General features: G+C 39.7%; 23 protein-coding genes and 1 pseudogene. 8 read left to right on the forward strand and 16 right to left on the reverse strand.

The genetic code is table 11. The features are described from left to right. Positions 1–6: 6 nt before the first annotated feature. The 9 genes from DS2_RS00670 to DS2_RS00710 all read right to left on the reverse strand — a co-directional run bounded on the left by DS2_RS00670 (position 7) and on the right by DS2_RS00710 (position 7,789). Positions 7–453: an FKBP-type peptidyl-prolyl cis-trans isomerase gene (locus DS2_RS00670; protein ID WP_326979536.1), complete on the reverse strand. Its 447-nt coding sequence runs from the start codon at positions 451–453 to the stop codon at positions 7–9. Between the two features lie 166 nt (positions 454–619). Continuing rightward, positions 620–1,447: an SDR family NAD(P)-dependent oxidoreductase gene (locus tag DS2_RS00675; protein WP_035012651.1), complete on the reverse strand. Its 828-nt coding sequence runs from the start codon at positions 1,445–1,447 to the stop codon at positions 620–622. A 42-nt stretch (positions 1,448–1,489) separates the two neighbouring features. After that, the gene (locus DS2_RS00680; RefSeq protein WP_035012652.1) at positions 1,490–1,909 is read right to left on the reverse strand and encodes a hypothetical protein; all 420 of its coding nucleotides are present in this window, start codon (positions 1,907–1,909) and stop codon (positions 1,490–1,492) included. A 94-nt stretch (positions 1,910–2,003) separates the two neighbouring features. Beyond that, complete coding sequence (locus DS2_RS00685) at positions 2,004–2,588, reverse strand: protein-methionine-sulfoxide reductase heme-binding subunit MsrQ (RefSeq protein WP_035012653.1); 585 nt, start codon at positions 2,586–2,588, stop codon at positions 2,004–2,006. Further along, complete coding sequence (msrP, locus tag DS2_RS00690) at positions 2,588–3,595, reverse strand: protein-methionine-sulfoxide reductase catalytic subunit MsrP (protein ID WP_035012654.1); 1,008 nt, start codon at positions 3,593–3,595, stop codon at positions 2,588–2,590. Before msrP ends, DS2_RS00685 begins: the two co-directional genes overlap by 1 nt. 53 nt (positions 3,596–3,648) lie before the next feature. Further along, positions 3,649–4,482, reverse strand: a complete 834-nt coding sequence (locus DS2_RS00695; protein WP_035012655.1) for a mechanosensitive ion channel family protein — start codon at positions 4,480–4,482, stop codon at positions 3,649–3,651. Between the two features lie 82 nt (positions 4,483–4,564). Then, positions 4,565–5,224, reverse strand: a complete 660-nt coding sequence (locus DS2_RS00700) for a ceramidase domain-containing protein (RefSeq protein WP_035012656.1) — start codon at positions 5,222–5,224, stop codon at positions 4,565–4,567. Positions 5,225–5,282: 58 nt separating this feature from the next. After that, positions 5,283–6,188 (reverse strand): transporter substrate-binding domain-containing protein, encoded by a 906-nt coding sequence (locus tag DS2_RS00705; protein WP_081754141.1) that lies wholly within the window; start codon positions 6,186–6,188, stop codon positions 5,283–5,285. Between the two features lie 275 nt (positions 6,189–6,463). Beyond that, complete coding sequence (locus tag DS2_RS00710; protein ID WP_035012658.1) at positions 6,464–7,789, reverse strand: alkaline phosphatase; 1,326 nt, start codon at positions 7,787–7,789, stop codon at positions 6,464–6,466. 447 nt (positions 7,790–8,236) lie between these two features. Here DS2_RS00710 and DS2_RS20515 point away from each other — a divergent pair, with 447 nt between their 5' ends. Beyond that, positions 8,237–8,395, forward strand: coding sequence for a hypothetical protein (locus DS2_RS20515; protein ID WP_160168524.1), 159 nt, complete (start codon positions 8,237–8,239; stop codon positions 8,393–8,395). 313 nt (positions 8,396–8,708) lie between these two features. Here the strand turns inward: DS2_RS20515 and DS2_RS00715 are convergent. The 4 genes and pseudogenes from DS2_RS00715 to DS2_RS00730 form a co-directional block, all read right to left on the reverse strand. Beyond that, positions 8,709–9,383 (reverse strand): annotated as a pseudogene (locus tag DS2_RS00715) (MFS transporter permease); the annotation flags it as partial. A 118-nt stretch (positions 9,384–9,501) separates the two neighbouring features. Further along, a complete protein-coding gene (locus DS2_RS00720) occupies positions 9,502–10,338 on the reverse strand; it encodes a hypothetical protein (protein WP_051479488.1) in 837 nt (278 codons plus the stop codon). Between the two features lie 84 nt (positions 10,339–10,422). Next, positions 10,423–10,746 carry a hypothetical protein gene (locus DS2_RS00725; protein WP_035012850.1) on the reverse strand — a complete coding sequence of 108 codons (324 nt, stop codon included), beginning with the start codon at positions 10,744–10,746 and terminating at the stop codon, positions 10,423–10,425. A 45-nt stretch (positions 10,747–10,791) separates the two neighbouring features. Beyond that, entirely contained in the window at positions 10,792–11,382 is a 591-nt protein-coding gene (locus DS2_RS00730) for a peptidylprolyl isomerase (RefSeq protein WP_035012659.1), read from the reverse strand. A gap of 203 nt (positions 11,383–11,585) precedes the next feature. Here DS2_RS00730 and DS2_RS00735 point away from each other — a divergent pair, with 203 nt between their 5' ends. Together DS2_RS00735 and DS2_RS19540 are read left to right on the forward strand one after the other, a co-directional pair. Next, positions 11,586–12,788, forward strand: a complete 1,203-nt coding sequence (locus DS2_RS00735; RefSeq protein ID WP_035012660.1) for a hypothetical protein — start codon at positions 11,586–11,588, stop codon at positions 12,786–12,788. After that, positions 12,776–13,216: a hypothetical protein gene (locus tag DS2_RS19540; RefSeq protein WP_051479490.1), complete on the forward strand. Its 441-nt coding sequence runs from the start codon at positions 12,776–12,778 to the stop codon at positions 13,214–13,216. Before DS2_RS00735 ends, DS2_RS19540 begins: the two co-directional genes overlap by 13 nt. Here the strand turns inward: DS2_RS19540 and DS2_RS00745 are convergent. Then, entirely contained in the window at positions 13,213–15,303 is a 2,091-nt protein-coding gene (locus DS2_RS00745; RefSeq protein WP_035012661.1) for an EAL domain-containing protein, read from the reverse strand. The genes DS2_RS19540 and DS2_RS00745 overlap by 4 nt on opposite strands. A gap of 213 nt (positions 15,304–15,516) precedes the next feature. Here DS2_RS00745 and glnS point away from each other — a divergent pair, with 213 nt between their 5' ends. Both glnS and DS2_RS00755 read left to right on the forward strand, forming a co-directional pair. After that, positions 15,517–17,190 carry a glutamine--tRNA ligase gene (gene glnS, locus DS2_RS00750; RefSeq protein WP_035012663.1) on the forward strand — a complete coding sequence of 558 codons (1,674 nt, stop codon included), beginning with the start codon at positions 15,517–15,519 and terminating at the stop codon, positions 17,188–17,190. A 134-nt stretch (positions 17,191–17,324) separates the two neighbouring features. Beyond that, positions 17,325–17,882: a YaeQ family protein gene (locus tag DS2_RS00755; protein WP_035012664.1), complete on the forward strand. Its 558-nt coding sequence runs from the start codon at positions 17,325–17,327 to the stop codon at positions 17,880–17,882. Between the two features lie 3 nt (positions 17,883–17,885). On the opposite strand, the gene DS2_RS00760 is transcribed toward DS2_RS00755, so the two are convergent. Continuing rightward, positions 17,886–18,188 carry an EscU/YscU/HrcU family type III secretion system export apparatus switch protein gene (locus DS2_RS00760; RefSeq protein ID WP_035012665.1) on the reverse strand — a complete coding sequence of 101 codons (303 nt, stop codon included), beginning with the start codon at positions 18,186–18,188 and terminating at the stop codon, positions 17,886–17,888. A gap of 2 nt (positions 18,189–18,190) precedes the next feature. Continuing rightward, positions 18,191–20,530, reverse strand: coding sequence for a flagellar hook-length control protein FliK (locus DS2_RS00765; RefSeq protein WP_035012666.1), 2,340 nt, complete (start codon positions 20,528–20,530; stop codon positions 18,191–18,193). 129 nt (positions 20,531–20,659) lie between these two features. Between DS2_RS00765 and ccmA the strand changes: the two genes are divergently transcribed. From ccmA to DS2_RS00780, 3 genes are read left to right on the forward strand one after another with little or no spacing between them, the layout of a single operon-like run. Then, the gene (gene ccmA, locus DS2_RS00770) at positions 20,660–21,259 is read left to right on the forward strand and encodes a cytochrome c biogenesis heme-transporting ATPase CcmA (protein WP_081754142.1); all 600 of its coding nucleotides are present in this window, start codon (positions 20,660–20,662) and stop codon (positions 21,257–21,259) included. Further along, complete coding sequence (gene ccmB / locus DS2_RS00775) at positions 21,259–21,933, forward strand: heme exporter protein CcmB (RefSeq protein WP_035012667.1); 675 nt, start codon at positions 21,259–21,261, stop codon at positions 21,931–21,933. Before ccmA ends, ccmB begins: the two co-directional genes overlap by 1 nt. Before the next feature lie 4 nt (positions 21,934–21,937). Beyond that, a complete protein-coding gene (locus DS2_RS00780) occupies positions 21,938–22,672 on the forward strand; it encodes a heme ABC transporter permease (RefSeq protein WP_035012668.1) in 735 nt (244 codons plus the stop codon). The last annotated feature ends 2 nt before the right edge of the window (positions 22,673–22,674 follow it).

Here is a 22,674-nt window from a genome sequence, read left to right on the forward strand (position 1 = left end):
TAGCAGCTAACAAGCAAGTAATCTAACGTCAAAAATCAGCACCGCATTTGGGCCTATTTTTCCGCCATTTCCCTTTTTACCCCAAGCTAAATCAGGTGGAACGACTATCTCAAATCGCTCTCCGACTTTCATTAAGAGCAGCCCAATCTGCAAACCCGCAATGGCCTCGGCGACATATAATTCTTCGGGTAAATTTGCTTTGTAGCTATCAGCAATAACTGAGCCATCAGCAAGCAATATACGTTGATGGATTTTAACATACGAATCCGCGGTAGGGGATGTCTTGTTTGTTTGTGCTGATGTGTCTATTACACGATACATTAAACCAGATTCGTGTAACACCACATCAGCCTTGCTTTGATATTTTTCGATAAAATTTTCAGTGTTTTTGCGGTTTAGGCCTGTTGAGCCTTTAGACTTTTTCTTTGCCATCTGCGTGATACCTTTGATTATTAACCTGAACTCTGGATAACTACTTGCTTTCTAGAGGCTATTTATCCTCATAACTGCGTTGAATTCGCCTTGTTCTAAGAATAACTATCTCCCTAGAATGATTACAAATAGACTTTTCTATTACTTACAGTGTGTTAGCTAACTTGTTATCCAGAGTCCAGGTTTATTAGAAATTCTTAACTAGCTGGTCTAGCCATTTTGTGGGTAAAATTCGGCGCATCAAACCAATAAAGTAGGTTGGTTTAGTTACGTAATAACGTGCTTGTGGTTGTTTAGCGTTCAGTGCGTGCCGGACTCGTTTTAACACAGATTCTGGACCTTCAGTGAATGCCATACCCGGGCCTTCTTTTTTTAGTCGAGAGAGCATTTTTTGATAAGTCTGTGCAAAACGGCTGTTATTAACATCAATATTTTGTTCAAATTGCATCAATGCGTTTGCTCTAAATTTGCTTAAGATTGGTCCAGGTTCGATGAGACTAATGTAAATATTGGTATGCCTCAATTCCAATCTAAGTGTATCTGACAACCCTTCAATTGCATATTTAGACGCATTATAAGCACCTCTAAATTTCATTGCGACTAGCCCTAAAACACTACTATTTTGAATGATTCTTCCCTGTTTGTGTTCAAGCATGTGTTCGATGCAGAGATTGGTTAACTGATGCCAGCCAAACACATTGGTTTCAAATAAGCACTTTAATTGGGCTCGTGTAACATCTTCAAGCGCGCCAGGTAAGGCGTAGGCTCCATTGTTAAACAATGCGTAAATACCATCTTCAGCTTGATTGACTGCCCAATTAAACCCAGCCTCAACGCTGGCAGGATCGGCCAAATCAAGTTGATGGGCGGTCAACCCAAGTTCTATTAGTTTATCAACATCTTGAGTTTGCCGTGCGGTAGCCAATACTTGGTAGCCCTCACGTTGCAGCTCTAACGCACAATGTAAGCCAATGCCGGATGAACAGCCTGTTATCAGAATTGCTTTTGTTGCCATCATATTTCCATGGGTTTAATGATGGGGCAAGTTTAGCAATTTTTATGCGTGAGGGTTAGTGCACTCAGCGTAAACACCATATCTTTTATCATGGGTGTACAGGTGAACCCACAATGGATGGTTTTTAATACTTAACCACATTTGTGCATGTTGGGCTGAAGGGCAAATAACTTGCTGGATGTAGGCCTTTTGTTGTTTTTCCGCCATATCGAGTTTGTCTGGGATTTGAATATATGCATTGATACTGTCTTTAACAACTTGTACACCTTGAAAGCGCCAATCTCCATAAACAAAGCTGGCATGAAAAGTATGCTTAACCTGATTGATAGTTTGTTTAGATAACTGCTCAGTAGGAGGATTGTTAGACACTTGTGTATAGGCAGAAGCTTGTTTACAACCTGATAGGTGACTAGCCGAAATTAATACAATAATGGCAGTGAACAGTATTTTTATTTTTTCCATTCTATTTCTCCTACAACCTTGAAATAAACACAACAGATTGGTCAGCTGCGACCTTTACACTGTTATCGGTTAGTAGGAGGTTTTCTTTAGCGAGTTACTTAGGTCTATTTTTATACCAGCGTTGTAGCTTGCGATATCTAAAGCTGAGTAGCAATAGAATTGTTAAAGCGTATAGGCCAGGTTCAAGAATATCGGCTTTGCGTGATAAAAAGAAATGCAACCAGACTAGAATACTGGCTAAATATATAAAGTTATGCACGGTTTGCCACCTGCGACCTAAGCGTAATTTAGCTTTATGTGGGGAAGTGGCGGCTAACGTGAGTAAAATAACAAACCCCAACATACCTAGCCAAATATATGGGCGTTTAACTAATTCATCGACAAAAGATGCTGGCGAAAAATTCAGTTCAAGCCACCAGTAACAAATGATATGCATGCAAGCATAAGCAAAACAATAAAGGCCTATCAGGCGACGCTGGCGCATCAGCACCGACAGTTTAAATTTGCGAGCAGCAGGTGAAATCACTAACGTTAAAACAAGTAAATTGAGAGCGCCAATACCATAAAAATGAATAATCGCTTTAACTGGATCGGCGCCTAACGCGTCTTGGCTCGCCAACCAAAATACTGAAACTGCCCACCCTAACAGTATTAGGTGAATTGCGCATTTAACTATCATTAGAAATACTTGGTTAAATCCATATCTTTGTATAGGTGAGCGACTTCTTGTGCATAACCATTAAACATTTGTGTTGGTTGATGTTGTTGGTTAAAAATGCCACCTGAGGTAATAACTCGCTCTTGTGCTTGGCTCCACCTTGGGTGGTCGACCTTCGGATTTACATTTGCATAAAAGCCATACTCGTTAGCCGCTGCAAGATTCCACGTGGTTTGTGGTTGCGTCGCCGTTAAGTGAATTTTGACAACAGATTTGATGCTTTTAAAGCCATATTTCCACGGGACCACTAAACGAATGGGCGCGCCATTTTGATTGGGTAGGGCTTTGCCATATAAACCGACGGCCATTAAGGTTAAAGGATGCATGGCTTCATCTAAACGCAAGCCTTCAATGTATGGGTAACTTATGTTGCCACCGATAAACCGACTTGATTGGCCGCGCATTTCGCTGGGGCGGTTTAAAGTTTCAAAAGCTACGTATTGAGCGGTGGATTTTGGCTGGGCTTTTTCAAGCAGTTTGTTTAACGAAAAACCAACCCAAGGGATGACCATAGACCAGGCTTCTACACATCTTAGGCGATAAATGCGTTCTTCCAAATCAAACGTATTAAACAAATCTTCATAATTAAGTTTTAGCGGATTTTCAACGAGTCCGGTGATTTCGACCTGCCAAGGGTTAACTGTCAACGTGTGTGCGTATTCAGCTGGGTCTTGTTTAGCCGTGCCAAATTCATAAAAATTATTGTACGTCGTGACCTTTTCTTCTGGGGTTAAAATCAACTCACTCTCGCGACTTTTACTGTATTTGAGTGTTTGTAGCTTGCGCTGCTTTTTTGCCGTAGGCTCATCTTTAAGCCAGTCAAATAAACTAGCTTGGGCTTGGCCAGCAAGTAGTGCGCTACTACCAATACCCAAACTTTTTAGTAGCAAACGTCTATTATTGAACGTATGTTCGTCAGTGATTTGCCAGTCTTTGAACTGACTTCGATTAGACCTGCGTATTTTCATAATGTAACCGTATCGAAATCCTTGTTGATATATAGACCTATACCAACCCAAGTTTATTTCAGTTCACCATTTAATATTTTTATCTCTCTTTGCGGGAACGGAATTTTTATATTATGTAGTGTTAAAGCTTCGAATATTGCCATATTCACTTGATACTTTATGTCGTAGTAACTTTGAGTTGTTGCCCAATAACGCACGCCTATATTAATAGAGCTGTCGGCGAATTCATCGATGCCGATTTGAGCTGGTTTGGAGTTATCGACACCTGAAAATTCTTCAAGTATGTCTGAAATTAATTTTATTGCTAATTTGACATCTGAGTCATAACTGACGCCAATGCGGGTATCAACTAACTTGTTTTGATACGAGTTGTGTAAAACGTCACCGATCAAAAATTTATTTGGAATAATAATATCCTCTTCTTCTTCGTTGACCAATATGGTTGACGCCAGCTTAACTTCTTTAACTACACCTGTGATATCTCGTATTGTTATGGTATTCCCTAAGGTAAATGGGCGAGTTAGAATGATGGCTAAACCTGCACCATAATTCGACAACATACCTTGCAAGGCTAAACCAGCGCCTAAAGAAGCAGCACCAATTGCCGCTACAAATGGGGTAATGCTAATGCCAATTTTGCCCAAAGCGACTATGCAACCCGCTGCCAATATAATGAATTTAACCAAATTGGCTAAAAATTGACTGAGGGTTATATCTACTTTTTTGCTGACTAAGGTTTGGTTGAGTAATTTGCCTACTTTGTTTGCAAGCAAAAGAAAGAGCAAAAATATAATGACAGCTGCAAGCAATTGAAAGCTGTAGGTGACTAAATATTCAATTGCAAGATCGTAAAATTTCTCCAGTTTTTCGATATCTTCTACAAACATCAAGTTTCCTTGGGATGGGGCAGTTAAATTAGAGTTTGCTTCTAATACTAGAACAACAACTGATAACAATGAAGAGATTTAGTTAAATATCCGCCGCTCGTTTAGCCATAATTGCTTGATAGATGCTTTTCCACGTGTAAAACAATACAAAACCGTTGCATAAGTGCCATCCAAAATGGCTACCGACCGGCCAATATTGGCAAATTAAATTGTCAATGCTGCGCAGCGTTATAGAGATAACAAAAAACAGGTTGGCTAATAACAAAGGAACATCATATTTTTGGCTTTTATGTTTATGTAACAGTGCAAATAAAACGAGCATAGTAATTGCTGGTAGATACATTTGCGAACCGTTGAGATCAAGCGGTAAAAATTTTACCGCATACGTAGAAGCGATAAACAATACAAACAAACCTAATGAAGCGCGCCAGCTATAGTTTAAAACGATACAAGGGTAGAGCAGTAGCAAAGCAACTTTATAGATGTAAATTGGTATCACATCGGCAAACATGGCCCATTGCGTCGCAAGGGTATGAAATAAAAAGCTACCTAATCCTATTAAGCCAATATTGATTGCCATGGCAGCCAAAACAATACTGTCGCTTTGACTTATCTGAGCCTTGCATTGCCGCCACAAGTTTAATGCAATCGCAGAGGCGATGATAAATGCAAAGTTAGTCAATGCGTTAAGTGGCTCTGACCAAAAGCTGGAGTCGGTGCGCTCACAGTATAAATCTATCATCAGTCTGCTCTGTTGTTCGTCTGTTTGTGTCAGTGCATTTTAAAGAAAAGTAATTACATTACAACGAACTCAATAACGTTTCCGCTTTGTCAGTGCTCGTGTCGCTGTTGAATTGATACCAATAACGACTATTTGCTAGAGGTGTTTCTTCGGGTAGCGCTGGGTTTACCAGTTCTATGGCGACTAATTTTTCATTTGAAAGCTTATTAATCGTGTGTGCCGCAAATGCCTGTTGGTGAAGTAGCTCATCCAAATCACCCTTGGTGATCAGGGTTTCGATTTGCTCTGCGAGTACACTGGCTAATCTAGGATTGTTTCGGTTTACAAAAAAATAAATAGGTTTAACAAACGACACAACTAAATTTGGCACTATGGTCAAATTTAACTCGGGGTTATCTGCAACAAGTCTATGTGCTCTGTGTGTACTGGTTGGCAAATAATCAAAGCGGTCACCCTCCAGCATATGCACTAGGGTATTTTCATTACTCGAGTACACGCCAGTTAAACCTGCTGAAGAATATATTTGGTGGTCGCCAGTGCCACGAGCCGCTCCAAAAACTAAGCTGGCAAGCAAACGTCTTTGGTTAGTTAAATTGAATTCAGGTAAACGCTGTTTTTTCACTACAATGCTTTGGAAGCCCAATAATCCTTGGGTAATTGGAATTCGGATGGCTAAAAATTCTTGCTCCAGTTCATGGTTGGTCGGGTGCCAGACAATATCCAGTTCATTGAATCTGAGCATGTCGAGGTCACGCTTAATTGGGTGGTTGGTGTAATGGCCATTTACCGAGTATTTCGGATGACTATCTAAAGCTGCGGTTAATAAAACTTGGGTAAATTGTGACAACTCACTGTTTGGGTTGAAATTAACTTTAACTGCCTGAGCAAAGGTAAACTGAGTTGTTGTGATGCACGCCATTAACGTTATTAGCGCGGATGCTGTTAATCTGATTCTTCGTAACATGCTAACCTCCCGTGTTAGGTTTATAAGAAGAAGAGTGCAAAGCTAATTTAGCCAATGGTGTTTAAGATAAAATAGACGGGTCAGATAAATGGGCTACTGACTCGGATATATTTAACCTATCAACAGGGAGCTATATGATTTTGTTAGTCAATTTTTTAGCTAATGGTATTAGAGAAAACAAAGATGGGTGTATTTACTTAACTAGATAGCAGAACGGAATTACAAACTTTGTTAGACATATCTCACAAAGGAAATATGTCTAATTTAGTTAACCTCTAGTCATTGGTGTTGAGGATAGTTAGGAGAATTTTGCCAATTTCGGCATTGTCGTTAAATCCAGCAAACTGATTGGCACCAGCGCCGTAGGCTAGAACTGGCACATCTGCTGCTGTATGCCCTCCGGATGTCCACCCAGTCAAACTCATACGATTTATCGTTTGTCGGCTAAAGCGAGCTAATGCCGCCAAATCTTTCTGGTGTAGTCGTTTTAAAACTTCGATTTGTGCAAAATTTAATTCCAACTGAGTGTGTTGTAACCAAACTTGGTAAATCTCGTCAGGCTCGCTTTCCACGAGTGCTTCCGCTAACTTATCTATGCTTAGATTAATGTTACTGATGAGTTGTGGTTTCCAATTATAATGACCATCTGCACCAACAGACAAACCACCTGTTTCATGATCCGCAGTCACGACCAATAACGTATCTGGGTTATCATCGACAAACGATTTGAGAATCGCTAGGGTGCTTTCAAGATCTTGCATTTCGTGCATCGCACAAGCAATATCGTTTGCATGGCCACACCAATCAATTTGACTTGCTTCTACCATCATAAAAAAGCCATTTTTACGACTGTTAGCATCGGTTTCAAGCCGTTGTAAAGCAAGTTTAGTCATGTTTAGTAGCCTTTGTTGTCGGCTATTAATTTCATACTGCAAACCCTTGTTGGCAAATACGCCGATAGCAGGTAAACGAGTAATACTATTGAGCTCTGCCCATTGGGTTTTTACCTGGTAGTCGAATGCCTCGAGCTCCTGTAAAATGTTTCTATCTTCTCGAGCCAAGTAACTAAGACCACCACCTAACAATAAATCTATGATTGGTCGGTTGTTTATTTGGTTATCAACAATTTGATCGGCAATTTGTGGATAGTCCTTTCTGTGTTTTTGATGTGCATAAAAAGTGGCTGGAGTTGCATGCACGACTTCTGATGTTGCAACTATTGCGGTTGTTTTGTTTAGTTTTTTCGCTTGTTCAAGTATGGTCGCCAATCTTTCACCAGCGTTATTGACCGAAATTGCCCCGTTGTAAGACTTTTGTGCCGCAGCGAATGCCGTTGCGCCAGCTGCCGAGTCGGTTACAAAGGTGTCATCGTCTGGGTAGCTCATACTTTTACCCACTAATAACTGGTCAAAAATTGTCGGGGATACATTGTTTGCTGATTGAGCTTTCCAATAGCGATAAGCCGATAAGTAGTTGTCTCCCATGCCATCACCTATAACCAAAATAATGTTTTTCGGTGGGGGAGGGTTATCTGATTTATACATAGATAAGGCGAATAAACCGATTAATATGCCTATTAGGGTATAGTGTATTAAGCGCATAAAGTGTGTTTGTTTACTGAGTTTGCGTCATTATGAAGAGTATATACCCAAACCACTTGAAGATGCGAGATTTTAGCCTTGTCCTTCGCGAGCTTGAACTAGCTTGAGTAGGTAAATGCTTTTGCAGATGCTGATATGCCAACTTTGCATATTGAAATCTGTCGATTGTGGTGATTTGCTATCTAACCTGTGCGACATTCGCCATTGTATTTACATGACAGCTGCTTGCAGCTTTGTTGTTTAAAATTCATTCTTGAAAAACTGTGGATGATATAATTGATAAAATTAGCGTAAAAAATCCTTGATTTTTTATGTTTTTATACTTGTTGTCGCTTAAAAAGTGAGCTAACATGAGGGTCGTTCATTAGATGCTATTAATAGTTCTTGTGGATAACCTTGTAATCTAAAAATAACAATAAACTAGCTGTATAATTTGGGTGTGAGGCAATGAATAATTCATCGCGTGGAATTAGTTTAACAACTGTCGCTTTTGCTGTATTAGTTATGGCTATTACAGCTATGTTCAATACTGCTACCGCTCACAACGGCGAAACGGTTGCGTCGGGTACTGGACAAGCGGAACAGTTAGAAGCGAATCGAGAGTAACTGCTAGAATTGCACCTCGATTAGCACAACAAAAAAGCCACTTTTCAGTGGCTTTTTTGCATTGTGTAACCCCTATTCAATGCGGGTTACAAAATACATTAGAGTAAAAAATCCGAGTACAACAAAGTTAAACCAGAATATGGTCAAAAACCCTTTTTTCCCTTGTTTGATTGAGTAGCCTCTTTTACGAAGGTAAAGCCAATATAGTCCGAAAGTGATAAGTGGCAATAGTGCGAAAAGTCTGATCATATTTTCTCAACTCTATTCTGTAACCCATAAACTTAGCTGGCTGATTGTCCATAGTTAGGGGTATTTAGATTTTATTTGTATTCTGTTGCTCATTCGATGCAATCATTTGATTAATTGAATCTTTGATTAAATATAAAAATAGCAGACTTGGTATCACCATAACAGAGGTCAAGACAAAGAATATTGCCCAATTGCCTTCTAGCCAGTCGACAACAACACCAGAATAAGAACCAAGGAGTGTCCGTCCCAAAGTACCTAAAGAAGCCATCAGCGCATATTGGCTTGCTGTAAATGACTTATTGCATAAAACTGATAACAGAGCGACAAACGCGACTGAGCCCCATGCAGAGGTAAATCCGTCAACAATTACAGTAAAAGCAAACAGTGCTTTGTTAGGTCCAGCCATTGCCATAGCTGCAAATAGCAGATTACTTGCAGACATTGCAATACCACCGATGAATAACCCTTTGAAAATACCAAATCGAATAGTGAAAACACTGCCAATAAGTGAAAATATAATGGTAACTGACCAGTTAATCATTTTAGAGTAGGTTGCGATATCCGAATTGCTAAAACCTAACTCTTTATAAAAGACGATAGACATGCGCCCCAAATAAGCTTCACCGAGCTTAAATAGAAAGATAAATAGCAATAAACTTAATGCTAATTTAAAGCCATTGCGCGAGAAAAACTCTTGAATAGGCGCAACCATAGTTGTTAGTAACCAAGCTAACATGTGGTTTAACGCACCACTAGGCTGTGATGGCGCTATATCGGCGAACTTTGTTGTATTGGCGATGGAGTTGAGTTTACTCAACAACATGACTAACATGCATATAATGACACCAATAAGCACACTAACGCTGGCAAGTGGCGGCAGCCATAAAGCGCGGCAGCCATAAAGCGTTGTTAGGCCATCCAGGGTAACCAAAATTTGCATATAACACTAAACCAATAATTGACAGCAACATTATTGGAAACAGTAACTTGATATGCCCAATGTTTTGCATGGACATTTGATACTGGTTTTGAATTGAAGATTGCACTTGGTTACGATTGGTCATCGGCTCTTGTGCGAACAAGGTATTAAGCATTAACACCGCCATCACGATAGCCAAAAATAAGTATGCTTGTTGCCAGCCAATACCTGCATGGTCAACCAAATAAAACGGAATCGCACCAATGCCAGCATAGCCAGTCCACCAACCAGAGGTGGCCATAGCTGAACCAGACGCCATATAGTTACTGTCTTTATCTTGGAGCAAATCAATTCGATAAGCATCAATTGCGATGTCTTGGGTGGCTCCAGACAAAGCAAGCAAAAAACCTATTAATGCGATGCTAGATAAATCTTGTTGCATTGATGTTTGACTGAGCTGAAATGTTAACAAGACTAACAGGCACTGAGTTAAAAATATCCAACTTCGGCGTTGACCGAGTTTGGCCGTAATGATATATAGTTTGACTCTATCGACTAACGGTGACCATAAAAAGTTGATACTATAGGCAACAAATATTAAACCAAATAAGCCTATGCTGCTGCGCGAGAAGCCTTCCTCCTTCAACCAACTGCTCATTGCTGAACCAATTAGGACCCACGGAAACCCACTGGCGATACCAAAAAAGAAGATTGTGATCAGTCTGCGGTCTTTAAAGTAATTTAAACTGGTTTTGAGTGTTTGGTTAGATGTCATTAAAATCTAATTGAAAGGCAGTAATTATATAAGCCTATCAAACATGTGGGACGGTGCAAAGTGCTGTTTATAAAATAAAAAACTTTACGGGCGAACGCCAATGCAATCCATTGGGAAACCGCCTTGGCCATTGATAAAGTCAGCACAGATGCTTAATTCATCTATTAATAATGTATCCGTAAGCAGGGTGTCTTTTGGCCAAAAACTAATTTGGTGAATAAGGTGCCAAAAAACGCGTTCTTTTTCAGAATAACTCTCGTTTTGTTCAACTTTGACTTGTGACCATTCTTCGAGCATATCCCAAATAAAGATATCAAGTTCAGCATATTCAACTTGTCGGGCTAAAAACGCCCGAACGTAAAAAACAAGTTGTTTAGATTTTATTTCAATGAATTGCTCGACTTTCACAACACTCGGCTCATTAGCTGCTATTTCTTTGAGTATAGACGGCAATTAGCTCTGTGGTAGTAAAGTTGCAACTTTTATTACGATTGGTTTAACTGGCACATCAGCAGAACCGAATTCTGAAGAATAGTGCGTTTCTGATTGTGCGATTTTTTCGATCACTTCTTCGCCACTTTCTACATAACCAAACACGGTATAACCCCAATCTCTGCCTGGATTTAGATTGTTGTTGTCGCTTAGATTAAAATAAAACTGACGTATTGCTGAATGTGGGTCACTCATTCGAGCCATGGCAATTGACATGCGATCGTTTTTTAATCCATTGCCACTTTCGTTAAATATTTTGTCACCCAAAGGACGTTCATTAAATTCAGTATCATATCCACCACCTTGAGCAACAAAGCCAGGTACAACACGATGAAAAATTGTATTGTTATATTCACCCTTGACCACGTAGCTAATAAAGTTTTTTACCGTAATCGGTGCTTTACGACGATTCAACTCCAAAACGATTGTGCCTAAATTGGTTTCAAGTTGTACTCTTGGGTATAAATTAGAGTCCTGAGTATCAACTTGTTTAGCACAAATACTAAAAGACAAGCTGAGTGTGATTATCAGTAAGCTAAAAAGTTTTTTCATCATAGTCTTGGGGCCTGTTATGCTTTGCTCAACAATAATACTAAGACCAACTGCTGCAAAATTGAACTGTAAAGTTCAACTAGGTCCTAGTGTAAAACAATTTGAACACGCTACTATATTGAATTGATTAACATTTGCAAGTGGCGGACTAGTGGATTTTGACGCTATACTTAGTGCAGCACGTATTCCACAAGGAAGGTATTTTGAATAAAAATTTTTGGCCGATTGTTTCGTTCGTTTTCAGTACATTAAATTTTTCAGCGGTGGCGCACGAATCATCGATTGTCGAGTATTCTGGTTTTGGTCGCCTTATTGCAGGTAAAGTGTTAAGCGATGACGCCGAATTAGAGGGTTATGGTCAAGCGGTTTCACTTACGAAAAACAGTTTATTTGGTTTACAGCTAGATGCCAACATTTCTGATAACTTATCTGCAACTGCACAACTGCTCGCTCACTCTAATCGTAATCGCTCATCATTGGGCTGGCTCTATTTAAACTATCAACTGGGTGATAGTTGGCAGTTTAAAGTGGGTAAGTTGCATACGCCATTTTTTCATTATAGTGATGTCTTGGACGTCGGTTATGCTTATCACTGGGTGTCACCACCCGATGAAATTTATTCATCCTACTTTTTTCGCCAATTTGAAGGCGGTTTAGCAGAATACGAGTGGCTGGGTGAGGATATTACCGTCAGCTTTCAAGGTTTTTTAGGCAAAGTAGACCAAAATATTCAGGTTAATAAGTCAGTATATAGGGCGCAGTCAGATGTGTATAAAGGCGCGGCGATTAACTTGAGTTTTCTAGACTTTGTCGTGAGGGTGTCACAAACGAAAGGTGACTATAGGATCGTTGAAAATGAATTAACCCCGTTAATAGATGGTTTTAGTATTGCAGGCCAAACAAATCCATTGTTTACAGATTTGGCACAAAAACTAACGATAGATGGTGATATTAAATTTAATCAGTTTAGTTTTCACTATCCAATGCTCGAACATTTTTTTCAATTTGAGTTTATAAAGGTTGATCACAACATAGAAGCATTGTCCCTGTTGAAGGCATATTACCTGACTTTAGGTAAACACATTAATCAGTACACTTTTCATTTTACCTACAGTCGCAGGCATGCAGGTTATTTGGCTGGATTAGATAAATTAGAGTTGACTACAGGGGATGCTCAGCTAGATTTTGCAATATCAAGTTACAACGAATTTTTACAAACACGGCCTGATGCCGATGCGAAAAGTATAACCTTGGGCATGCGCTACGATGTTGCACCTAAAGTCGCTCTTAAAATCGACTTACGAAAAACTTGGGGACAGCCGTTCATCGGTTTACCTTCAGCAGTGCAATTGACGTTTGATGGCTCTGCTTTGTTAATGTTAGGGGGAGTAGAGTGGGTATTCTAAAGTACGCAGCTAAATACCTAGCTGTCGCTATAGTCCCACTGTTGCTAACGACTAAAGCGGTTTGTGATGAATTTGTGGTATTTACCCAACTGGAGACCCCGTACAAGTTGTCTCGTCAACAGATTAAGCAGGTGTTTCTAGGTGCTCGTTTAGAAAAAAATGGCGAGATACTGCAGCCCATTGTATTGGCGCCAGGGCATCCATGGCGCACAGTGTTTAACATTCGTGTTATGGGGTTAACTGAATCTAGACTACAGTCTTATTGGGCACAAGTTAAGTTCACGGGTAAACGTAAACCGCCATTGCAAGTTGATGATTTTGCTCAAATGCTGCAAATCATTGATAACCAAAAAGGGACAATTGGTGTTGCGAGCATAGAGTCGATTCAATTAGATAAATATCAGATTATATATCAGTTTAGTGATTAAGCTTTTTTCGCTATGGTGGTTAGTTGCTTGTCAATCCGCTTGAGTGTACCTGCTAGCTGCTCCATCGCGACGGGTTTAGAAAAATAATAACCTTGGATTTGGTCAACCCCTGACTGATGTAAATATTCGTATTGTGCTTGAGTTTCAACACCTTCGGCGCAAATCGTCATCCCCAGCTTTTTAGCTAAAGAGATGATTGCATCTGTTACTTTTCGATCTTTTTCTGAATTAAACAAATTACGCACAAAATATTGATCAACTTTAATGGTGTCGGCTTGCACTTGAGTTAAATAACTTAAAGATGAATATCCCGTGCCAAAATCATCTAGTGCAACGCTGCAACCTAACCGTTTAATTTTGCCGATAAAGGTTTGTGCTGTATCGAAATTTTCAATATATGCCGATTCGGTAATTTCAAATTGAATGAGCTGAGTATTGATATTTGGATTGCTAAGTGCCTTGACTAAATAAGCAACAAAATTAGGTCTGAATATATCTAATGAACTTAAATTAAATGATACCTTTAACTGAGTATTAAACTGCGCTTGGAAAGTTATAAGTTGTTGGAAACCTTTTTCGATAACCCAACGGGTAATATCATTTATTCTGCCTGTTTGTTCAGCGATATTGATAAATTCGTTTGGTGAAATCATCCCAAGTGATGGGCTATTCCACCGGATCAAAGCTTCAACACCGACCACGCCTTCATTCGGTTTAACCTTGGGCTGGTATAATAAATAAAACTCATCGTTGGCTAAGCCATCTTTTATCGCCGCTGCAATTTGCAATCGTCGCTCCTGTTGCGCTGTCATCGCATCAACAAATTCAATATAACGATTTCTGCCACTTTGTTTGGCTTTATATAATGCCACATCGGCGTTAGATAGTACTAAACCACTGTCGAAATTGGCTGGTTTGGCGTAGGCTATGCCCATACTAACGGTCGCTTGCAAGGACCAACTATCAACATAAACATTTTTATTAAGTTTTAACACAATCTGATCGCATAGGTGTACCGCTTGTTTTTGCGTTTTGTCTTCAGGCAAAATAATGCCAAATTCGTCCCCGCCAATTCGTGCGATCACTTGATCTTCGGTCAATAAGGCTTTTAATCTATTGGTAATTTCGAGTAATAACTTGTCACCATTTTTGTGGCCAATTGCTTCATTAACTGTTTTAAAGTCGTCTAAATCGAGCAATATCACCGCAATTGAATGGTACTGGTGTTCAATTTGCTTAATGTAGCGCGATAAAATATCCATAAACATTTTGCGATTCGGCAAACCTGTTAATTGGTCGTAATTGGCTAGTTGAATTAACTCGGCTTGTTGCTTTACCAATGTTTGGGTATAAGACTTATTCGCTTGCTGCTGTTTATCTATAGTTAACAGCATATCGCGAACACTTTCTGTCAGTTGTTTAATCTCATCATTGCTTTGCGTTTTTATACTTTGAACACTTTGGTAGTCTTGATCTTTTTCAACTTTTTCCACCATTTTAATTAAATTTAGTAATGGGCTGATCGCGGTAGTTTGTAAATAGTTGGAAAATAAAAAGGCAAAGATTAATGATGCGATTGCCAAGGGTATTAGCTTTTCAATAAATGCTCCTTGACTTTGGCCAAGTTGCTTTTCAATGTCAATCGCTAGATAAAAGTGACCAACATTGTAAGGTTCATCGCCAATCTGACTAGACAGTATTAAGCTATTGTCTGCTTTAGCCGATTGTTCCGCTGAGTTAATTAAAAAAGGAATTGTTTGTTTTAGTTCATCTGAATAGTAATTCGGGTTGATGTAGCTTTGCACTAACTCGCCATTGTTATTGGCAATAGCGGCAAATTTTACAAAAGGATATTTGTCTAGTTGGAGTAAGCGGGTACCCAAAGTAAATTCGTCCGCTTTATTGGCGGCAAAATATTCAACTAAGTCTTCGGAGATATTTTGTGATAATGCCGAAAAGTCTCGCTCGGATGTTTCAATATACAGTCTTTTGTGTTCATTAATTGATATATACAGAATAGCACTTGACAGTATAACAACTGTTGACAGTGTCATGAGCAGCAGTTTTGTACGAATGCTTATGAACATACCAAATCCTTGTCCAAACTTGTGGCTTTTTACTTAGCCCCTGTGCGTGAATCACCGCAGCGGATAATTTTTACTAAGTGTTGCTGATAACTATGATATAAAGTGGCATAATTTACAACATTAAAACACGTTAGTTGCTAACAACAATACTGTTAATGGCAAATTTCAGTTACAATATTTGCGCAAATCGATTTAAAGAGGATTAGTATTTTTATGGTCGACTCATCGGCTCGCCCAAGCAATTTCATTCGTACTATTATTGACCAAGATTTAGATTCTGGAAAACACACATATGTACATACACGTTTTCCACCCGAGCCAAATGGATACTTACATATAGGCCATGCTAAATCTATTTGCTTAAACTTTGGTATTGCTCAGGACTATCAAGGCACATGTAATCTCAGATTTGATGATACTAATCCTGAAAAAGAGAATATTGATTATGTAAAATCGATTGAAGAAGATGTTAAATGGTTAGGATTTGAATGGTCTGGTGAACCTAGATACTCCTCAAACTACTTTGACCAATTATATGCTTATGCTGTTGAGTTGATTAAAGCTGGCAAGGCATATGTGTGCTTTTTAAATGCCGAACAAACTCGTGAATACCGAGGCACGCTAACCGAGCCCGGTAAAGACAGTCCGTATCGTGATACTTCTGCCGAAGAAAATCTGGCGCTATTTGAAAAAATGCGGGCCGGTGAATTTAAAGAAGGCGAGTGCGCGTTGCGTGCTAAAATCGATATGGCATCGCCATTTATGTGTATGCGTGACCCGATTATCTATCGAGTCAAATTCGCCCATCATCACCAAACGGGTGATAAATGGTGCATTTATCCAATGTATGATTTCACTCACTGTATTTCGGATGCGATTGAAGATATTACGCACTCTTTGTGTACATTAGAATTCCAAGATAACCGTCGTTTATATGATTGGGTATTGGATAACATTTCAATTGAAGCAAGGCCGCATCAATATGAATTTTCGCGCTTAAACCTTGAATATACGGTAATGAGTAAGCGTAAGCTTAATGCATTGGTTACTGAAGGCCATGTATCAGGCTGGGATGATCCTCGTATGCCAACTATCGCTGGTTTACGACGACGAGGATACACGCCTGAATCTATCCGTGAATTTTGTACTCGAATTGGGGTTACAAAAATGGATAATATGGTCGAAATGGCAATGTTAGAGGCTTGTATTCGTGAAGACTTAAACGAAAATGCGCCTAGAGCTATGGCAGTATTAGACCCAATTAGACTAGTGATAGAGAACTTCCCTGAAGGTAAGGTTGAAACTTTAAACATTGCTAATCATCCGCAAAACCCAGATTTTGGTACACGTGAAGTGTCGTTTTCTCGAGAAGTTTATATTGAAAGAGAAGACTTCAGAGAGTCAGCAAATAAAAAATATAAGCGTTTAGTGTTAGACAAAGAAGTCAGGTTGCGCGGTGCTTATGTGGTTAAAGCGGTGCGAGTGGATAAAAATGCTAACGGTGATATTGAAACTGTTTATTGCCAATACGATCCGGATACTTTGGGTAAAAAGCCTGCAGATGGTCGTTCTGTTAAAGGTGTTATTCATTGGGTTGATGCAAAAACTGCACGAGCAGCTGAAGTTCGTTTGTACGATAGATTATTTTCTGTTGCCAACCCAGCTGCAGAAGAAGACTTTACTCAAGTTTTAAACCCAGAGAGCTTAGTCACGGTAGCAAACGCCAAAGTTGAAGCGAGCTTGGTTGACGCTAAAGCTTCTCAGCCTTTCCAATTTGAAAGAACAGGTTATTTTGTTAAAGACAGCAAAGATTCAACCGATGAAACCCTGATATTTAATCGTACAGTCGGTTTGCGTGATAGTTGGGCTAAAACCGAAAAAAACTAAACGAATAAAACCAGTTCTGACATTCAGCAGGCTTAAAAACATCAGGTATTTTAAGCCTGCAATTATTTTATTGGCTATTTGTTAATAATTGGTTAATACTTAACTGAGTAGTTATTGCGTCTGTGGAGGCGCGTATGGCAGATGGTTCAACAATTATCAAAGCCGATATCAATGTATCGCATATTGATTCACAAGACTTTCTAACACGCAGTGAAATATTGGCTGTACATCAAGCTGAGTCAAATCAGCATTTGGTACAACGTATATTGGCGTGGGCGATTTTTCGTCATCAACAATTGCAAATGAGCAAAGCCATCTGTATTGGTGATGAGCCAGATTTATTTGTTAAACGTAATGACGTTCAGTTTGAGCACTGGATTGAAGTTGATCAGTTGTCACTTGACCGTTTAGAAAAAGCAGAAGCGAAATCTGAGCATGTTTGGTTATTTTATTGCGATCAACAAAAAGCGCAAAAACTGCATAAACTTATCAACAAACACCCTAATTTGCAGTTGGTTGAATATGACGCCGATCTGGTAGAAAGTTTGAGTCAACTTGTTTCGAAAAACTTATCCTGGAGTGTGATGATAGATCACGATTTGCTGACTGTTGCGGCGGGTGATGCATTTTTTCAATCAAAACTCACCTTGTTTCACCCGTTAACCGTACCAGCATTAGATTTAATACATTAGCGCCTAAGCTTGGGTATTGATACGCTTTTGTGCTAATCCTAAATCAGCAGGGGTGATGCCTTTTAATAAGTATGACCAAGCGATAATTTCAGCGATAATGATGTACACATCCTCGGGTATTTCACTGCCAACATCCAATTTGGCTAGATAGTTCGCAAGTTCTATATCCTCGTGAACCATTACGCCTGCTTCTTGTGCTTGCTGGATAATCGATTGAGCCAATTCATCGAATCCTTTTGCCGTCACCTTTGGTGTGTTGGGCGCATCATAGGTTAGTGCAACTGCTTTTTTTTCGTCATTTGACATCGCTATATCATCCTATACTGCATTGATAATGCAGACTCATTCCAGAGTTGGTTAGGAATTTTGCCCAAGTTAAAATGGTACTCATCTAAAGTGATCCCCAGTTTGGCTAAGCTTTTTTTAAGCTGTAGAATATTTTCTTGGCCTAAGTTTAGTAGCGTTTCAGTTTCAGTGTATAGGTTAATTTTCAGTTTTCCTTCAACATAAACCGCCTTAGCGAGCATATTTCCAAGCTCTCCCATATTAAATTTTAGTGAAAAGCGCCACATTTTTACCGCTTCGTTGGCTGCGTTGTTTGAATCAGGGTCGATTTGGATGGCTAAATCTAATTGTTGCAGTGTTTGATTGCCGAGTATAGGCAGGCTGGCAAATATTTGATTTTGATTATCAAGTTGTGATTTAGCGGTATGTAGTTGGTTGTTTTGTAGATTACGTACGCTTTGTGCGAGGGCCTGTGTGAGCTTTAAACTAGCAGAGCCTTTGGCTGCATCTGCTGGAGCCTGAACTGAGCTATTTGCACCATGCGTTTTGCTGGTGGTTTTATTTACTTGCTGTGACTGCGGATGTTGAGCACGCTTGGCTTTCGCTAAGAAAATCTGCTGCAGTGCCGACACTAATGCATTGGCTAAACCCGAATTGCTTGTGACCGTAGACGTCGGCGAAGATGGGGTAATGCTTGGTAAGTGGACCTGCTCGAGTATTTGCTGTTTTAATTGATTCGCATTGGGTTGTTGTACTGTATTGGATATTTGACTGAGTGCTGATTTTAATGATCCAGGTAGTTCTGGGCTTTGTTCGTTTAACATCTGCATCAGCTGATTGAGCGGCGCATCTAATGAAACATTTTTATGATTGGTCAGGCTAAGTAAATGTTTAATTTGTTGACTAATTGCAGGGGAAATTTCTTTGGCGTTTGCCTGCAAGCTAGCTTGTAGCTGATTTAAAAGCGCTGAATCTGATATTTTTGCTGTGGGTAAATTAGCTGGTTTTGCTTCATTTTGTTGTGAAACCCAACCCAACTCAGTTAATTGCGCAAGCAAGTCTTTGTTGACGGGTAAATTTATTTGCCCTGCTGAACTTGCATGGATACGAATGTTGTGACCATCAGGACTGACTGACAGGGTAAATTTAATATTTGATGCAGAGCTAGTTTGAGAAAACTGTTTGTTGATCGCTTGTTGAACCGCTTGCTCGATTGGTTTTGCTAACTCGATAGGTAGATTTTTCACCTGAGCAAGTAACTCTGGTGCGCTTCTACCATTCGGCCCGTTTAGTGATTGAATTAAATTTTGTACAATATTTTTTTCAGGCAAAATAAATTGTCTCTTTTCCCCGCCAACAGACGCTATTTTAACCAAGTTATTTGCGACTGCTATGTTTGCAAAAGGGATCTTTTTTTCGTTTAGATTGGCAGTCGCTACTTTAAATTTTATACCTGCGATTGCGACAGTTTGCTCCTCTGCCGACTCTGTGGTCACGGGCTTTATCCAATTTATACCTGCAAGCGGCGGACTAAATGATTTTTCAATAATGTTTCGACTTGCAACGGGTAAATTTTTTAACTCCAACAATAGAGGCGACTTTAAATCGGCTGATGTAAGCGTTAGTGTTTGACGAGTTGGGTTGTATTGAATGGTTACAGGCGCGTTCGCTTTAGCTGGCATGCTTGCAATGGATTTAACTTCAACGTCACCAGCAGGCAATCTAATTTTTTCATTTATTACTTGCGCGACCAACTTGCTTTGGCGCAGCTCTATCGCACTATTTGTGCTTTTGGGTGACAATACTTCGAATGATAGTCCTGTGGCCTCACCTTTATTAACAAGCTTGAGTAAAACTGCGCCAGTATAATTTTTCGGTAAATTTAACTGGTTTTTGTCCAAAGTGTACTCTTGCTGGTTTAAGGAAAATTCGACAGTGTTTAACTTTGCATTCGCGACCAGCATTTGCCCTTTAATCGCTTGACTAGCTTCTTTAGCCAAAGCTAAGTTAACCAGTGCTGTTTTGTTATCCGTGGACAAGCCAATATCGCCGACCGAAATTTGTTTAGGGGTTAGCTTAAGTTGATCCTTGACTAAACTCACCATCACCTTATTAGTTTGTGGCGCAACTTGAGGGTTATTTTGTGGTTGATTGATAATGTGCCTGAGAGGGTGTGCTTGCGGTAACGATGCAAGCGAAATATTGAGCTTTTGCCCAAGAGGGAATTGTAAGCTAGCCATCACTTCATTGACTTTCACGAGCGCTGCTTGTTGATTTTGTAACGCAATGCGAGCATATGGCTCTGTGCTCAGCTTGTTTAGGATATTTTTGTCTAATTTATTATTAAAGCTTTCTATAGGCATAAGTTGCGAAAGTATTTAAAGGTTGTTGTTGCACATCATTTCGGCGGTTAGTTCGATTAGGGTGTAGCTAAACATTCAGAATATGTTAGTATCCGAAATCAAGTTAAATCAACCTTGTGGTCATGTATTTTGTTATCGGCCAACAACCTCACATGCATTAGAAATCAGCGTATTTTATTTGAAGATTTATCCTTTTCTATTAATCAGGGTAGCCTACTTTATCTCAAGGGACCAAATGGTGCTGGTAAAACTACATTAATGCGCAGTGTAGTTGGTTTAAATCAATTACAACAAGGAAAAGTTGAGTTAGATCAACAACCCATCGCTGATTGTGGCGATAATGTTTTGTACTTAGGACATAAACCAGCAGTAAATGAATGGCTTAGTGCCGAACAAAATATGCAGCATTGGTGTAATTTAAAGAATCAACAAATTGATATACTTGCGCTCATCAATAAAGTTGGACTCGCTGGTTTACATGATGTCCCGGTAAAATTTTTGTCTGCTGGGCAAAAACGTCGTGTTGCGTTAAGCCGATTATGGAACTCTAATGCCAAACTGTGGGTCTTAGACGAACCATTTACCTCCATAGATGTTAAAGGTGTTGAGGTGCTCAATGCGCTATTTGCCCGCCATAAAAGTCAAGGCGGTATGGTTATGGTAACCAGTCATCAAGACTTACCCACAAATGTGGTTGATGAAGTATTATCCCTGGAGTACAGGTTTTAATGTCTTTTTCGTCGTTTTTTATCCAGTCGATTAAACGTGATTTTCAAATTGCGGCCATCCAGAAACACGAATTTATACTGCCTGTATTATTTTTTATACTCGTAATTGTGTTATTTCCTATTACAGTAGGCCCTGATGGGACCATGCTTTCACGTTTGGCAAGTGCCGTCGGATGGATTGCGCTTATTTTGTCTATGCTGATAGCGCTACCTCGAATGTTTGCCGAAGATTTTGAAAACGGTTGGTTGGAGCAGGTATTTCTATCAGGTGTGCCACACAGCCTGATTGTTTTATCTCGAATTGTCAGCTTCTGGTTGCTGTATTGTTTGCCTTTGGTCTTTTGCAGCTTTTTACTCGTACCTTTTATGTCGATGGAAGTTGGCCTTTGGTCAGTCTTGGTACAAACTTTGCTGCTTGGTAGTATATTAACAGCCTGTCTAGGTGCTGTTGCAAGTGCGCTATTGGTTGCTAGCCGTAAAGGCGGGGGGGTTATGGCTTTGTTATTAATACCTTTGCTTGTACCATCACTGATTTTTGCTGGTGCGGCTATGGATGCCGCGCAACAAAGTTTGCCGTATACGGCACCTATAACAATATTGGCTGCACTGGCGGTGTTTTCTTTGACTATTGCACCACTGGCGACAGCACAAGCGCTCAAACTAAATATGGGTTAAAACAATGTTTAAATGGTTACATCCTTACGCAAAACCAGAAAAAGCTTATCAATTATCGTTGGCATTTCAGCGATTCTTTATGCCATTGGCTATTTGTGGATTAATTGTTGGTTGTATATGGGGGCTAGTATTTGCCCCTACAGACTATCAACAAAGTGATTCAGCACGCATTATGTATATTCATGTGCCGGCAGCTATCTGGTCGATGGGAGTGTATATGTCGATGGGAATCGCTGGCTTTTGTGCATTGGTTTGGCAGATTAAACTATTAGAAATTAGTGTCTTGGCAATGGCCCCGATTGGTGCAGCTTTTACCGCCATTGCGTTATTTACCGGGTCATTATGGGGCAAACCTATGTGGGGCACTTGGTGGGTATGGGATGCTAGACTCACCTCTGAATTAATTTTATTGTTTTTATATATGGGTGTGTTTGCCCTATTTCAAAGTTTTGATGACAAGCGTACGGGTGCGAAAGCAGCTTGTATACTAGCCGTGATTGGCATGATTAATGTGCCAATTATTCATTACTCTGTCGAGTGGTGGAATACACTTCACCAAGGTGCGAGTATTACTAAACTAGACAAGCCGTCGATAGCACCATCTATGTTATGGCCTTTGTTGATTAACATTGTCTCTGTGCTGTGTTTGTTTATTGCCTTCACTTGCTACCGTTTTGCAACAGAGTTGCTTAGAGCTGAAAGTCATCGTAAGTGGGTTTTAGAAATTTTAGGTAAATAAAT

Origin of the sequence: Catenovulum agarivorans DS-2, from assembly GCF_000568405.1 — a bacterium.
Classification (GTDB): Bacteria; Pseudomonadota; Gammaproteobacteria; order Enterobacterales; family Alteromonadaceae; genus Catenovulum; species Catenovulum agarivorans_A.